This is a genomic window from Nitrospirota bacterium (assembly GCA_016195565.1).
GTDB lineage: Bacteria > Nitrospirota > Thermodesulfovibrionia > Thermodesulfovibrionales > UBA1546 > UBA1546.
The window spans coordinates 1-14,926 of record JACPZK010000033.1 but is presented as its reverse complement, the minus strand read 5'-3'; the positions used below and the strand labels follow the sequence as shown (position 1 = coordinate 14,926).

The 14,926-nt window shown below is 42.2% G+C and carries 17 protein-coding genes; 12 read left to right on the top strand and 5 right to left on the bottom strand.

Annotated features, from left to right (window positions below; genetic code table 11):
* The first annotated feature begins 123 nt into the window (after positions 1 to 123).
* The gene (locus tag HY035_11805) at positions 124 to 1,764 is read left to right on the top strand and encodes an arginine--tRNA ligase (protein MBI3379067.1); all 1,641 of its coding nucleotides are present in this window, start codon (positions 124 to 126) and stop codon (positions 1,762 to 1,764) included.
* 305 nt (positions 1,765 to 2,069) lie between these two features.
* Here the strand turns inward: HY035_11805 and HY035_11800 are convergent, their stop codons facing one another.
* Complete coding sequence (locus HY035_11800; protein MBI3379066.1) at positions 2,070 to 2,435, bottom strand: helix-turn-helix transcriptional regulator; 366 nt, start codon at positions 2,433 to 2,435, stop codon at positions 2,070 to 2,072.
* A 178-nt stretch (positions 2,436 to 2,613) separates the two neighbouring features.
* Between HY035_11800 and HY035_11795 the strand changes: the two genes are divergently transcribed.
* A complete protein-coding gene (locus HY035_11795) occupies positions 2,614 to 3,408 on the top strand; it encodes a hypothetical protein (GenBank protein ID MBI3379065.1) in 795 nt (264 codons plus the stop codon).
* A gap of 58 nt (positions 3,409 to 3,466) precedes the next feature.
* Positions 3,467 to 3,838, top strand: a complete 372-nt coding sequence (locus HY035_11790; GenBank protein MBI3379064.1) for a hypothetical protein — start codon at positions 3,467 to 3,469, stop codon at positions 3,836 to 3,838.
* Positions 3,839 to 4,023: 185 nt separating this feature from the next.
* Here the strand turns inward: HY035_11790 and HY035_11785 are convergent, their stop codons facing one another.
* From HY035_11785 to HY035_11770, 4 genes are all read right to left on the bottom strand, one after another.
* Positions 4,024 to 4,515 carry a DUF3368 domain-containing protein gene (locus tag HY035_11785; protein ID MBI3379063.1) on the bottom strand — a complete coding sequence of 164 codons (492 nt, stop codon included), beginning with the start codon at positions 4,513 to 4,515 and terminating at the stop codon, positions 4,024 to 4,026.
* A complete protein-coding gene (locus tag HY035_11780) occupies positions 4,512 to 4,781 on the bottom strand; it encodes a UPF0175 family protein (protein ID MBI3379062.1) in 270 nt (89 codons plus the stop codon). The genes HY035_11785 and HY035_11780 overlap by 4 nt, the downstream gene beginning before the upstream one ends.
* Before the next feature lie 352 nt (positions 4,782 to 5,133).
* Entirely contained in the window at positions 5,134 to 5,571 is a 438-nt protein-coding gene (locus HY035_11775; GenBank protein MBI3379061.1) for a putative toxin-antitoxin system toxin component, PIN family, read from the bottom strand.
* On the bottom strand, positions 5,561 to 5,800 hold the full coding sequence (locus HY035_11770) for an antitoxin family protein (GenBank protein ID MBI3379060.1): 240 nt from the start codon (positions 5,798 to 5,800) through the stop codon (positions 5,561 to 5,563). Before HY035_11770 ends, HY035_11775 begins: the two co-directional genes overlap by 11 nt.
* A gap of 363 nt (positions 5,801 to 6,163) precedes the next feature.
* Between HY035_11770 and uvrA the strand changes: the two genes are divergently transcribed.
* From uvrA to HY035_11725, 9 genes are all read left to right on the top strand, one after another.
* Complete coding sequence (gene uvrA, locus HY035_11765; GenBank protein ID MBI3379059.1) at positions 6,164 to 8,971, top strand: excinuclease ABC subunit UvrA; 2,808 nt, start codon at positions 6,164 to 6,166, stop codon at positions 8,969 to 8,971.
* Positions 8,972 to 9,071: 100 nt separating this feature from the next.
* Positions 9,072 to 9,485, top strand: a complete 414-nt coding sequence (locus HY035_11760; GenBank protein MBI3379058.1) for a cell envelope biogenesis protein OmpA — start codon at positions 9,072 to 9,074, stop codon at positions 9,483 to 9,485.
* A 126-nt stretch (positions 9,486 to 9,611) separates the two neighbouring features.
* Entirely contained in the window at positions 9,612 to 11,204 is a 1,593-nt protein-coding gene (locus HY035_11755; protein MBI3379057.1) for a peptide-binding protein, read from the top strand.
* 103 nt (positions 11,205 to 11,307) lie between these two features.
* Positions 11,308 to 12,309 (top strand): ABC transporter permease, encoded by a 1,002-nt coding sequence (locus HY035_11750; protein MBI3379056.1) that lies wholly within the window; start codon positions 11,308 to 11,310, stop codon positions 12,307 to 12,309.
* Entirely contained in the window at positions 12,306 to 13,241 is a 936-nt protein-coding gene (locus HY035_11745; GenBank protein ID MBI3379055.1) for an ABC transporter permease, read from the top strand. Before HY035_11750 ends, HY035_11745 begins: the two co-directional genes overlap by 4 nt.
* Positions 13,242 to 13,245: 4 nt before the next feature.
* Complete coding sequence (leuD, locus tag HY035_11740) at positions 13,246 to 13,746, top strand: 3-isopropylmalate dehydratase small subunit (GenBank protein MBI3379054.1); 501 nt, start codon at positions 13,246 to 13,248, stop codon at positions 13,744 to 13,746.
* Between the two features lie 116 nt (positions 13,747 to 13,862).
* Positions 13,863 to 14,138, top strand: coding sequence for a hypothetical protein (locus HY035_11735; protein MBI3379053.1), 276 nt, complete (start codon positions 13,863 to 13,865; stop codon positions 14,136 to 14,138).
* On the top strand, positions 14,125 to 14,517 hold the full coding sequence (locus HY035_11730; protein MBI3379052.1) for a hypothetical protein: 393 nt from the start codon (positions 14,125 to 14,127) through the stop codon (positions 14,515 to 14,517). The genes HY035_11735 and HY035_11730 overlap by 14 nt, the downstream gene beginning before the upstream one ends.
* On the top strand, positions 14,518 to 14,865 hold the full coding sequence (locus HY035_11725) for a hypothetical protein (GenBank protein MBI3379051.1): 348 nt from the start codon (positions 14,518 to 14,520) through the stop codon (positions 14,863 to 14,865).
* The last annotated feature ends 61 nt before the right edge of the window (positions 14,866 to 14,926 follow it).

The following is a 14,926-nucleotide window of genomic DNA, read 5'->3' as shown; positions in this document are numbered from 1 at the left end:
TGAAATAACTTTAAAAGAGCAAAACCAGAGTGATTAAAATAACCTAAATTGTCAGTTAGTGTCAAGTTTACCAGTTATCATAATATTGATGTTTTTTGTCGCAACGGGGTAAACTTAATCTCGATGAAAAAGAAACTGCATGACATTATAGAGGGAGCAGTTAAACAATTTGGCATTTCCATTCCGGAGATAATTATAGAATTGCCGAAGGAAGAATCATTCGGCGACCTTGCGACCCCTGTTGCAATGTCTTTGTCAAAAATTCTCAAAAAACCGCCGAGGAAAGTAGCTGAAGATATTGTAAATGCCATTGCTGAAAAAGATGTTTTTGAGAAAATAGAGATTGCAGGTCCCGGATTTATCAATTTTACCTTCTCAAAGCAATACATTTACTCAGAGTTAAAAAGCCTGATAAAGGACCGCTCCGGATTTTTGAGGGCTGATATTGGAAGAGGTAAAAGAATTCAGATTGAATTCGTCAGCGCAAATCCTACGGGGCCCTTACACCTCGGACACGGCAGGGGCGCTGCTGTTGGCTCTGCATTGTCAAATCTGCTGAGCGCTGCAGGTTATAAAGTTGAAAAGGAATTCTATGTAAATGATGCCGGAAGACAGGTGAAACTGCTCGGGCTTTCAGTGTTTGCGCGATATAACCAACTGCTCGGCATAGATTATCCATCTCCCGAAGACGGTTATAAGGGTTTTTACATTGAAGACATTGCAAATACAGTGATAAAGAATTATGGCAATAAATATGCAGAGGCATCCATTGAAGAGGCAGGAGAATTTTTTGCGGATTTTTCTTACAGGCTGATGCTCGAGGGCATAAAGCAGGACTTAAAGGAATTCGGCATTGCTTTTGACACCTGGCAGAGCGAGCGAGAGCTTTATGAAAGAGGAGAGGTAGTGCAGTCTATAAGCGACCTGAAAGAGCGTGATTATATCTATGAAGAAGACGGCGCAGTGTGGTTCAGGTCAACCGCATTTGGAGACGACAAAGACAGGGTTGTGATTAAAAAAGACGGAGAGTATACCTATTTTGCGCCTGACATTGCATACCACAGGAATAAGGTAGAGAAAGAATTTGATGAGCTTATAGACATTTGGGGCGCTGACCATCACGGATACATTCCAAGGATGCAGGCGGTGATTCAGGCGCTCGGCTATCCAAAGGAAAGACTGAAAATACTTCTCGTTCAGATGGTGTCGCTTTTGAGAGGCGGCAAGCCTGTTCAGATGTCAAAGAGGGCAGGGGAATTTGTGACCCTGAAAGAAGTAATTGACGAAGTTGGCGCAGATACTACAAAGTTCATATTCCTCACGCGGCGCCCTGACAGCCATCTTGAATTTGACCTCGAGATTGCAAAAGCACAGTCAGCGGAAAATCCTGTTTTTTATGTGCAGTATGCAAATGCGCGCATAAACAGTATATTCTCTCACGCAAAGGAGCAGGGGATAAATATTGAAAAACCGGATGAAGCGGATCTCAGCCTTTTATCTCTTCCTGAGGAGATAAGGATAATAAAGAAACTGCTTGCATATCAAATGGCATTTGAAGGGGCTGTCATAGCGCATGAGCCGCACAGGATAACATTTTATCTTCAGGAACTCGCAGGGATGTTTCACCCTTACTATCACAGACATAAGGTGGTTACGGATGATGCTGCCATTACTAAGGCAAGGCTTGCTTTATGCGAGGCAGTAAGGATTGTCCTGAAAGACGGTTTTGAGATTCTGGGACTCAGCGCGCCTGAGAGGATGTAAAAAGACCAGTAAGGAGGCTGTGTCTGTCTTTCGGCAATCTTAAACTACACCTTTGCGAAAGTGCAGGTGTTAGTGCTATATAGCAGCCTTTTACAAGTTTTAATGCGGGGCTATCCGCTCCACTTCGTTGCGACTTCAGCCCCTATTCTGACAGACCCGTGAATCTTGCCTTAATCCAAACACAGCCTCCTATCACATTTTATCCATACTCTCTTGGCAGGCATGTGCGTCTCAAAACCTCTACGAACCGATGAGTTATTTAAATTTGGCTATGAAATGTCTTTTTATAAACAACAACTGCGGTTTTAATTTGTCTTTGCTGCAATTCTGGCGACCTGAATGACTGTTTTTTTAGAAGCGCTGCTTTTGATTTTTCTGAAATACCTTAAAAGCCTGTTTTCATTGGCGGATAGATAAAAAGCTGACTTTTCGGCAACCATTGATGGCTTTTCACCTTCAAAGAAATAAGAGACAGGCATATTTAGGGTATCTGCAACCGTCTGGATGTTTTCCACGTTGAGTTTGTTCATGCCGTTTTCATATCTTTGCACCTGCTGATATGTAACACCCAATATCTCTGCCAGTCTTTCCTGTGAAATCCCGAGTTCCCTCCTCCGCCCTTTAATTTTCTCACCAATCGCCCTGCTCGTTTTTAGCTTCTTTTTATACATAAACCACTATAACAACCCTCACCTTCTGCTTACCACAATGTTTTAGATTGTAAAAATTCTTATTGACAATACAATGTAAAAAGTGTATAAATTATGGAAAGGTTAATCCAGAGGGGAAAGGAGGCATTACAAAATAAACAGTTTTTATTTCAAACACTCTTAAAAGAAGGAGGAAATCATGAAGAAACTGATACTGGTAATTGCAATCACAGCGATATTTGCAACAGGCAGTATGGTATATGCAGGACAATTCGGCCCGCCTGAGCCTGCTGCAAAAGATGGAAAGGTAGCATTGGGGGTTGGCTATTTCTATTCTTCAGCTAAATTGAAACCAAAGAATACAGTGGATTTTAAAGAAAGAGAAGCCAATCAGAACCAGACATACCTTCAGTTAAGCTATGGCATTATAAAAAACTGGGAGGCATATTTAAGAGTTGGAGGCGCTGATATCAAGGTCAAAAAATTTTTTGATGATCGAACAATTACCAATGTCGGTCCTGTTGATTTAAAAGACAGTCTAAAACCATTCGGTACACTGGGAATAAAAGGGGTTATCTATGAAAGCGATAACAAATCCTTTGGCATAGGCCCTTTTATTCAGACAAGCGTATATTCAAGCTATAAGGATGAATGGACTTTGAGGGAGCTTGGTTGGAGTGATTCGGGATATGCAAAGGCAAAGTGGAAAAAACCTTGGGATATTAATCTTGGAATTAGCGCTCAAGCTAAGATTGGCGAGGTTATCCTCTATGGCGGCCCGGCTGCCTTCTGGAATAAGGCAAAAGCAGAAGAGGACATAAAAAACTTTACAACCGGAAGCGGTGGTATCGCTTCCACAACCTACAAAGAGAAAAACAACATCGGCGGTTTTGCAGGAGTCAGAGTGCCGCTCGGCAAAGGGCTTAGCCTTGAGGTTGAGGGTCAGATGAAAAGCAAATTCTCTATGGGCGGAGCTTTAACCTATTCATTCTAAACAGTTCTATGAAAGGAAGGACGCAATATAGTCCTTCCTTTTTCTGCTGGAGGATTTTATGAGGAGAATTGTTTTTCTATTGCTTATCTTTCTGCTTTCCGCCTGCGGCAGTCCGCAGGTTTACAAGGATGTCTTTAACAAAGACGGCGGCCCGAATGTAAGGACTTTCAGAGCCTCTGTTGATACCTGCTATCTCGCAGTTAAAAAAGCAAGATTAACCCAGAATTTCAGGATTGAAAAAGAGGATTCTCAGGCAAAATCATTTACAGCAGCAAGATACTTTGAAGACGGCAAAGACAGCACTGTCCTTACTGTTAACGCAAATGTAATAGCCGCAGGCAGCGATAAGGCTACTATTTATATTATATCAGCGCGGTGCAGCATGTTGAAAAAGTCAGAACAAAAACCGACCGAACTTTTTTCGGGCTAATCCCTGTTGGAAGCGAAGCCACAAAGGTTAAGCAGGAAGAAAGAACAGTTGAGGATGCGGAGTTCTACAAGAAGTTCTTTGATGCGGTGGAGAAGGAAATAAAGGCATTATCACCGTAAAAGATGAACAAAAAGAGGAGGAGGTTCTGACGGGGTGAGATGGAGATGGTAGTATTACATAGACGCTTATTCGTCAGCTTTTTGTAAGACTTTATTATATAGGTCAAGGCTTATTCTAAACCCATATTTAATAACCTTGTCAAGATACGGCTTAATTTCAGGAATAATGCCTCTATCTTTAAGTTCTAACAAAACACCTATTGTTCCTATCGGGTAGAGATTCATGGACTGCGCCACTATTCTTGCTTTATTGTCATCAAGCAAAATGGCATCAGCGGATATTTCAGATGCCAGGACTATAGCCTCTGCTTCACCATCTCCAAAAAATTCAGAAAGGGCGGACGCTGCAAGGGTATTGTTGAGCCGTTTTATTTCAATAAATTTTGACTTTAAACCATCTGAGACCTCAGTAGCACCAGGTCTCCCAGCGCCTTTTTCAACTACTTCTCTAAATACAGCATTGGGAATGACTAATTTTTCATATAGAGCAGGAAGATGATGAAAGAGCTTAAGTCTGGATATGTTTATAAGTGGGCTTGCATTGGATACAATAATCAACTCTTATATCTTCCTCGTCTTAACTTCTTTATCGTTGCTAAATCCATTAAGAAGTCATCCTGTGTGTATTCTGCTTGCGGTATTTTCAAAGACTCCAAAAATTCCATAAACTGTGCGAGGCTCATATTTGCAAGTTTAGCAGCCTTACCTATAGATGTAAGTTTTTTTTGGAAGAGGAAGAGGGCTATAGACTCCCTGACCACATTATCCGGCTCAGTAAGTCCAACTGTTTTCATGCTTTTTAAAAGAGTAGCATCAAGTTTCATAGCCTATTATGAATTTGCAAAGATACCTCTGTCAAGTATTCAGAGGCAATATAAGCCAACGGGGATTAAATTGATGGGAAGGGCTTTGGGGGTCAGGTCAATGCAATGTGCACGGGCCATTAGCCCTTAAAATCTTATTTTCAGGAGGTTTGAAATGAAAAAATTGCTATGGATAGTTGCGATGATTTTGCTTGGCTGCTCTACTGTAAGGGTAGAAAACATTTCACGCTCTATTAAGCTTCTCTGTAGAAGCTTATGATTACGAAATTACCGATGTTCAAATAAAGATAGCCAAAGCAATTGTTGAGCAACTAAAAACAAAATGATTAGCGGCATAAAGATACAATGGCGCTTATCCAATGAGTTTTAGGAATTTTGCCACTGTAAGGACGGATATGTCATATTGCGATAAAAACGCAGAGACTTTTTTATCAAATTTAACATCGTCATCTCTTGTAATAAGATACTTCGCATTACCTTTTATTGCGGTTTCAATGATAAGGTCATCATCTTTATCGCGACAAATATTAATGCTTCCAGAAACAAGGACATGCTCCGCTTTTTCTTCTATGAGAGACAGAAGTTCCTGTATATCTTCAGATGTAATATCATACTTATCTTTAATTCTCGGTCGGCTAAGGACATCAGCAATCTCATTTAGTATAGGTTCTGAAATAACAGCTATGAGGTCTCCGTTTTCAAAGTGTTTTTTCAATCTCGCAGGATGTCCAAAAGGATTGATTAAGGCAGAAATCCAGATATTAGTGTCAATAACTGCCTTAACAACCACGCTTTTCTGCTCTGACCTCTTTTATGGTTTCGGCTATATCTGTCTCTATCTCTTCAGCGGAATACAGAGAGGCTTTTTTATGGATTTTTTCTATAATGCGGTTAAACCTGTTCTGCCACTCATCAGGAGAGAGTATCTTTATCTCCACTTTCTCATGTTCTTTTATTTTTACTTCCTCAAGGGGTTTAAAAACTCCATTCTCAAAAACAGCAGTTATTATCTGAGACATCGGATTATCACCTCCTCTTGTAGGATACCGAATCTACTTAAAATTTACCAAATCAACATCTTTCTGTCAAATTTTAAAGACACATGAGCTATCAGCCTTCAAAATCTTATTTTCAAAGGGGAGAAGAAAATAAAAAGATTTAAATTCACTGTTGTAATAATTGCGATGTCTTTGCTTGGCTGCTCTACTGTAAGGGTAGAAAACATTTCACGCTCTGCCCATCCAATAGGGAAAATTGAAGCGTTAGCTGTTCAAATAGAATCAGGAAGTCTTTCAGTTAAAGGAGCAAGGAATTTTGAGAAAATCATTGCTAATGAACTTCAAAAAATGGGTGAACGGCATCTTCCGTGTTAAAATATCAAGATGTCAAACAGGGAGCTTATAATTGAGGGCGCGCGGCAGAACAACCTCAAAAACATCACGCTCCGCCTTCCCCATGACAGGGTCATAGCAGTAACCGGAGTTTCAGGCTCAGGCAAGTCATCTCTTGCATTTGACACAATCTTTGCAGAAGGGCAGTGGAGGTTTATTGAGTCTCTATCAACTTATGCGCGGCTTTTCCTTGAAAAACTGGACAGGCCTGATGTTGATGCAATCCACAATATACGTCCTGCCATAGCCCTTGAGCAGAAAAATCCCGTAAAGGGCTCGCGCTCAACAGTTGGAACACTCACGGAGATCTATGACCTTCTGAGGCTTCTTTATTCAAAAATATCAACTCCATTTTGCCCGCAGTGCGGAAAGGAGATACGGAAATGGGATGCCTCGCAGGTAGTCACGGAATTAATCGAAAAATACACAGGAAGCAAGGCAATAATCATCTTCAATTCTTCCCCGAGCAGCTCGGGGCTTGAAACCCTCAAACAAAGGGGTTTTCACAGGGTGTGGGTTGAGAATGAAATTGTTGATGTATCAGACATGCTGAAGGATGAAAATCCCCCCATCCCCCCTTTAGTAAAGGGGGGCAAGGGGGGATTTATATCAATTGTAATTGACAGGCTTGTGATAAAAGATGAGCCAAGGCTTTCGGATTCCGTAGAGATGGCATGGAAAGAAGGAAACGAAAAAGTGGTGATTGTAATTCTGCATGAGACTGAAAAAATCACCCTGCGTTTTTCAGGGGAGAATGTATGTGATGAGTGCAATATCTCTCTTCCTGAGCCTTCGCCTCTGCTGTTCTCCTTTAATCATCCTATTGGAGCATGTCCTGAATGCAAAGGGTTCGGGAATATTCTTGTTTACGATGAAGAACTTATAATCCCGGATAAATATCTTTCCCTCGCAGAAGGCGCCATAGGCGTATGGGAAAAGTCAGGATATAAGTGGTGGAAAAAACAGATGATTGCAGGGGCTAAAAAAGCCGGAATTGATATAAAGAAACCTTTCAATGAACTTTCAAAGGAAGAAAAAGACAAGCTCTTTAAGGGCACAACGGATTTTTACGGGATAGATAATTTTTTTGAGGAGCTTGAGGCAAAAAGATATAAACTGCATGTGAGGGTATTTTTGAGCAGGTACAGAAAGGCTGCTATCTGTCATGCCTGCAAGGGCAAAAGGCTAAAAAAGGAATCGCTTGCGTATAAGATTTCCGGCCTTGATATTGCCGGGGTATGCGAACTGCCTGTCTCAGGGCTTATAAAGTTTTTCACGGATGCTGACATATCACTATTCAAGAGAGGCCTTGCAAAAGAACCTCTCAGACAGATAAGCCTAAAACTTCAATTTCTCAGCAGAGTCGGCCTTGACTATCTGAGTCTCAACAGGCAGGGTAAGACGCTTTCAGGAGGAGAATATCAGCGCGTAAATCTTTCAAACCAGCTCAGTTCACTGCTGACAGGAACGCTTTATGTGCTTGATGAGCCTACAGTCGGGCTTCATCCAAGGGACACAGAGAGGATTGCAAAGATAATGTCGGAACTTTCAGGGCTTGGGAATACGATAATCGTTGTCGAACACGACAAAGATATTATCAAAACTGCTGACTGGGTGGTGGAACTTGGTCCCGGAGGCGGGCGCAACGGGGGAGAGGTTGTATTTTCAGGAGCAATGGAAAAGTTTTTAAAAGCTGACACATTGACGGCACAATACATCAACAAAACGGGGATTGGGGATTGGGGATTAGGGGTTAGTAAAACTAAACCCCAATCCCTAACTCCTAAATACTTCATATCACTGACTGGCGCTGCCGGCAATAACCTGAAGTCCGTTGACTTTAGAATCCCCGCAGGGACTCTTACAGCAGTAACCGGAGTTTCAGGCTCAGGAAAGAGCAGTCTTGTGGTTGAGACATTTTACAGGGCGTTGGCAAAACATTTTATTAAGGTTGATCCCGACTTGGTCGGGACATTGCCATATAAAGATATTCTGGGAATGGAACATATAAGAAACATAAAACTTATAGACCAGACTGCGATAGGCAAAAGCCCGCGTTCAAATGTGCTTACCTATCTTAAAATGTTTGACCCCATACGCAGGCTTTTTTCAGAACAGCATGAGGCAAAGGCACACGGATACGGCCCGGGCTTTTTTTCATTTAATGTAACCGGCGGCAGGTGTGAGACATGCAGGGGCGAAGGGTATCAGAAGATGGAGATGTATTTCTTTGAAGACCTTTATGTAACATGCGAAGAGTGCGGAGGAAAGAGATATAAGCCTGAGGTTTTGAGGATTTCATACAAAGGCAAAAATGTAAATGATATCCTTAATATGACGGTTGATGAGGCTTTGGATTTCTTTTCTGATACTCCGCAGGTAACAGGCAGGCTGTCATTGATGAAAGATATCGGGCTTGGTTATCTCAGGCTTGGCCAGCCTGCAACAACATTTTCAGGAGGCGAGTCACAGAGAATAAAAATCTGCTCTGAACTTAACTCGTCACTCGTCACTCGTCACTCGTCAACGCTTTACGTCCTTGACGAACCCACTGTTGGGCTTCATTTCACGGATGTGAAGGCTTTGCTTGATGTGCTTCAGAGGCTCGTTGATGCAGGCAATACTGTGCTGGTTATAGAGCATAACCTTGATGTCATCAGGGCAGCAGACTGGATTATTGATTTGGGGCCCGAAGGCGGAGAAAGGGGAGGCAGGATAATATTTGAAGGAAAACCCGAGGAGATAATAAAATCCAAAACATCATATACAGGAAAGTATCTGAAAGAGTATTATTTGTAAGCCAAAGGTGATGTGAAATATATTTTTCTTCTCAAGTATAATATTTGCGTAAACGAGATTGGCAGAGGATAGCGAAAAAGTAAGACGAAGAGGTGAAAACATGATTAGAATCTTGCTTCTGGTTTCAATAATTTTTGTCTTTCTTGCAGGGTGCGCGGGGCAGGAAAACCCGGTGCTGTATCCGAATGCTCATTTAAAGGCTGTTGGCAAAGAACAGGCAGAAATGGATATTGGGGAGTGCGAACGTCTTGCCAATGAATATATCAAGACAAATCCCGGCGGTGATGCGGCTGGCAGTGCGGCAGCAGGAGGCGCTGCCGGAGCAGTTGTTGGAGGCTCTGTCGGAGCCGTGACAGGGAATATCGGTAAAGGCGCAGGGGTAGGAGGCGCAGCCGGAGCTGCCGGCGGGCTTGTCAGGGGAATATCAAAATCATCAAAGCCCAGCCCAGCCTATAAAAATTTTGTGTCTCGTTGTCTCAGGGAAAAAGGCTACGAACCCATAGGCTGGCAATAATTCCACTTTTCTTGTGCGTAGAGTAGTTATTCCTTACCTGTATTTTTGTATAATACCTTCATGTTTTCTTGTATAACAAAAAAAGCATTTCTTTTTCTTCTAAGTCTTTTAATTGCCGTCAATATCATGGGCTGTAAAGAGAAACCTGCTGCGACAATCAAAACCATCTCAGGAAACAACTCTCACGAGCCTGCATACGGCGATGCGCTTATAGTCGGATCCATAGGAGAGCCGAGCAATCTGATATACATGCTTGCAAGCGACAGCGCTTCCCATGATATTGCAGGGTTAATGTTCAACGGGCTTGTAAAATACCACACGGACCTCAGCGTTATCGGAGACCTTGCAGAATCATGGGATATTTCAAAGGACGGGCTTGTCATAACATTCCATCTGAGAAAAGGCGTGAAATGGGCTGACGGCGCTGCATTCACGGCAGACGATGTGAAATTCGGGTACGATACGATTATTAACGAAAAAACACCCACGGCGTATAAGGAAGATTTTTTACAGGTAAAAAAAGCAGAGGTTCTTGATAAATACACATTCAGGGTCACCTATGAAAAACCATTTGCGCCTGCGCTCACGTCATGGAGCGGCATTGTTGTTCTTCCTAAGCACATTCTTGAAGGAAAGGATATAACAAAGATTGAATTCGGAAGAAATCCCATAGGACTCGGCCCGTATAAACTCAAAAGGTGGACTCCGGGGCAGGAACTGATTCTTGATTCTTACAGAGAGTATTTTGAAGGCAGGCCTTACATAGACAGGTATGTTTACAGGTTGATCCCTGACCTTTCAACAATGTTTCTTGAACTTAAGGCAGGCAGCATAGATATGATGGGGCTTACGCCGATACAATATACAAAGCAGACAAACACGGATTTTTTCAAAAATAACTTTCAGAAATTCCGCTTCCCGGTTTTCGCATATACCTATATGGGATTTAACCTTAAACATCCTTTTTTTCAGGATAAGCGTGTAAGGCAGGCAATTGCCTATGCAATAGACAAGAGCGAGATTATTGATGTTGTGCTTTTCGGGCTTGGAAGCCCTGCAACAGGGCCTTATGTCCCGAATACATGGCCTTATAATCCCAATGTAAAAAAATATGAATACAATCCCGAGAAAGCAAAAGAGCTCCTTAAAGAGGCAGGATGGGAAGACACCAACGGCGATGGTTTGCTGGACAAGGACGGAAATCCGTTCAGGTTTACGATTTTCACAAATATGGGCAATACGCTGAGAAAAAATGCTGCAACGATTATTCAGTGGAGGCTTGCAAAGATAGGGATAAAGGTTGAGATACGGGCGCTTGAATGGTCCACATTCATTAATGAGTTCATTGATAAAAAACGTTTCGAGGCCGTAATTCTCGGCTGGAGCATCGGTCTTGACGCTGACCAGTATGACATCTGGCATTCATCCAAGACAAAAGAAAAGGAATTTAATTTCATAAGCTACAGCAATCCTGAAGTTGATGAGCTCCTTGAAAAAGGCAGAAGGACATTTAATATGGAAGAACGGAAAAAGGCGTATTTCAGAATTCAGGAAATACTCGCAGAAGAACTGCCGTATCTTTTTTTATATGTGCCTGATGCAACTCCGGTTGTCCATGCAAGATTCAAGGGCATAAAGCCCTCGCCTATCGGCATAACCTATAATCTTCCGAAATGGTATGTGCCGCAAAAAATGCAAAAACATAAGGTGGAGCAATAGATGATCTATTACAAAATACTTGTCATTCCCGCGAAAGCGGGAATCCAGAAATCACTGGATTCCGTGTCAAGCACGGAATGACGAATTAAGGAATTAGTTAAATATGATCAGTTATCTTTTTAAGAGACTTCTTGAGATGATTCCCACACTCTTTGGGATTACTTTAATCTCATTTTTCATCATTCATCTTGCTCCGGGAAAACCTACGGATATTCTCACGGAATTAAATCCGAAGATAACGCCTGAGGCAAGGGAAAGGCTTGAAAAACTCTACAACCTTGACAAGCCGGTGATAATCCAATACGGCCTGTGGCTGAAAAGAATTGTAAAACTCGATTTTGGAGAATCATTTTCAACTGACAGAAGGCCTGTTATGCAAAAGATATGGGACCAGAAACAGTCCTTGCTTGACAGAAGACTCTTTATCACGTTGATGATAAATCTGATAACGTTTGCAATTATCCTTATTATAGCGATACCGATAGGTGTCTCATCGGCAACCCATCAGAATTCTCTTTATGACAAGTTAATGACAACAACTGTTTTCATCGGGTTTGCAGTGCCGTCATTCTGGTTAGCGCTTCTTTTAATGATGTTCTTCGGGGTATATCTCGGCTGGCTTCCGATTTCCGGACTGAAATCTCTGAATTATGATGCACTGCCTTTGCCCGGCAAAATATGGGACAGAGCCAGTCATCTTATAATCCCTATTTTTATCTCTGCATTCGGAGGCCTTGCAGCAGATTCAAGATTCATGAGGAGCAGTATGCTTGAGGTTATAAGGCAGGATTATGTCACAGTGGCAAGGGCAAAAGGACTCCCTGAGAAAAAGGTTATCTACAAACATGCGCTCAGAAATGCCCTGCTTCCGCTTATTACTTTGATTGGTTTATCTGTCCCCGGGCTTATAGGCGGAAGCGTAATCTTAGAGAGTGTTTTTGGCATTCCGGGCATGGGGCAGTTGTTTTTCATGAGTGTTATGACAAGGGATTATCCGATGGTGATGTGTATTCTAACAATCGGAGGCATGCTGACACTATTAGGAAATCTCCTTGCTGATATCGGTTATATGCTTGCAGATCCGAGGATACGGGCAAGGCAATGAAAGGGCATTCTTTACATTCTTTAAATGACGTTTTCTGGAGGAGGTTCAGAAAAAACAGGCTTGCAGCAGCAGGAGGGGTTATTGTGGTTCTGATGTTTTTTGTTGCTGTTTTTGCGCCTTTTATATCTCCGCATAACCCTGACGACATTGACAGAAAACATATACTTGAATCTCCAAGCCTCAAACATCCTCTGGGCACAGATGACCTTGGCAGAGATGTATTGAGCAGGATGATTTTGGGGTCGCGAATATCATTGTCTGTGGGTTTTGTTTCTGTAGGCATAGCAACACTCATAGGCATTTTTTTAGGTGCGATATCAGGATATTACAGCGGATGGGTTGACAGCATAATCATGAGATTCATTGACATAATGCTCACAATCCCAACCTTTTTTCTTATCCTCGCTGTCATTGCGTTTATTGACCCTAACATCTGGAGTTCTTCTGCGATACCGGGCTGGATACGGGAAAGCTTAAGGGTAATACTCATTGACCCTAATATCATGAATATTATGATAGTGATCGGACTTACGTCATGGATGGGCGTGGCGCGGCTTGTAAGGGCAGAAGTCCTTTCATTAAAAGAAAGGGAATTTGTCCTTGCAGCAAGAGCATTGGGGACAGGGGATATGAATATCATCTTCAGACATATAATGATAAACAGCATGGCTCCCGTGTTTGTCTCTGCCGTGCTTGGAATAGCAGGCGCTGTGCTTGTAGAGTCTGCGCTCAGTTTTTTAGGCATAGGCGTTCAGCCTCCGGCGCCAAGCTGGGGCAATATCCTCACATTGGGAAAGGACAACATAGAAATCGCATGGTGGCTCTCTGTTTTTCCGGGGCTTGCCATACTGATTACTGTCCTTAGTTACAATCTTGTGGGTGAAGGGCTGAGGGATGCACTTGACCCAAGACTGTGGGATATGGAAATATAGACGCATGATAATCAAGGGAAGAAACTGGAAGTTCGGCAATGACATCGACACTGATGCAATTATACCGGCGCGGCATCTTAACACATCCGACCCCGCAGAACTTGCAAAGCATATAATGGAGGATGCCGACAAGAACTTTCCGAACAAGGTAAAGGCAGGAGATGTTATTGTCGCAGGCAAGAATTTCGGCTGCGGCTCATCAAGGGAACATGCTCCGATTGCGATAAAGGCAGCAGGCATTCAGGCTGTGATAGCAAAGAGCTTTGCGAGGATATTTTATAGGAATGCATTTAACATAGGCCTTCCCATCTTTGAGTCTGAAGAGGCGTCTGAAAAGATAAAAGAGGGCGATGAGATTGAGATAGATGCAGACAAAGGGGCAATAAGAAATATCACCAGCGGCGAATCATATAGGTCCAACCCAATCCCTCCATTCATGCAGGAACTGATTGCGTCTGGCGGGCTTGTGGAATGGACTAAAAAGAAACTCGCTGCAAAAATTTAGCCTACAAAAACTTTCCACGGAAACTTCCTCCGGATAACCTCTGGAATCTTTTCTCTTGTGGTATCTAATATGCTAAAATACGCATAAAAGAAGGCTTAAGCGAAAGGGGTGAAAAAATGACAAGATTAGTTGTGGAAACAAATGATAATTGGACGAAGAAGAAGATAGCGGGCGCTATACATACGGAAACCGATTTGCTCAGAAAGGCAGTCCAGAGAACTCAGTCTAAATTGCAGGAATTTGAGAATAAATACGGAAAATTCGACAGAGATTCCCTCTATGGCAAGGTAAACGATATGGAGCTTGTCGAATGGGAAGGCGAACTTGAGACACTGAAAAGATTAAAGGCAAACTTGAAATCTCTTGAGGAAATAACTTTTGAATATAAGTGATTATATTGCAGAATTAGAAGCTCTCATTAATTCCTCCCAAATAGTATCTTCATACAATTTAACCATTGACCGCAAAACAGCAGATATCGCCTTTGTCTCAGGGAAGATTGACTTCAGGGACGGGACAATACTTGACTATAAAGAGTTCGTTGAAGAATCCGAAGGCAGAATAGAGAAATATAAATATGGCTATAATTACCGTAAGGGGTCGGATAGTATTTTCAGATATGACAATGCTCCTGATCCCAAAGCAAAGGATATAAAAACATTTCCATACCACAAGCATCTTAAGGATGGGACTATTGCCGAGTCCGGCAATGTCAAATTATCCAATGTCATCAGCGAGATAGAAGGACTGTTTATCCCGAATAATGAATAAATGAAAAGACTGACTGAAAACCTCTGGATAACCTCCGGCGTCTTTTCAAGCCATTATCTCTTGGAACGCCTGCCGCAAGCAGGGCCAAAAAACTGGCCTTCTGACGAAGAAGTACTCTCTGCATATAAAGCTTTTCAAGAAGTATATAATAAGAATATAGTCGGCTTGAGAAAAGGAAACGAAGCCAACACCGAAAGAAGATTTATTGATAAGATTTTTAACAAGTTAGGGTTTGGTTATCTTAATCAGGATAAAATCCCTGAAGCAGATGTCCTGCTCGACTTTTTCGGAACAACTATTTCGAGTTTAAAGTTAGTCCCACCAGATTTTCAAGTTTATAATAATTAGCCGGGATATCATATCCCAGCGCCTCATGCGGCCTATAGGTATTGTATTTTATCCTGTAGGC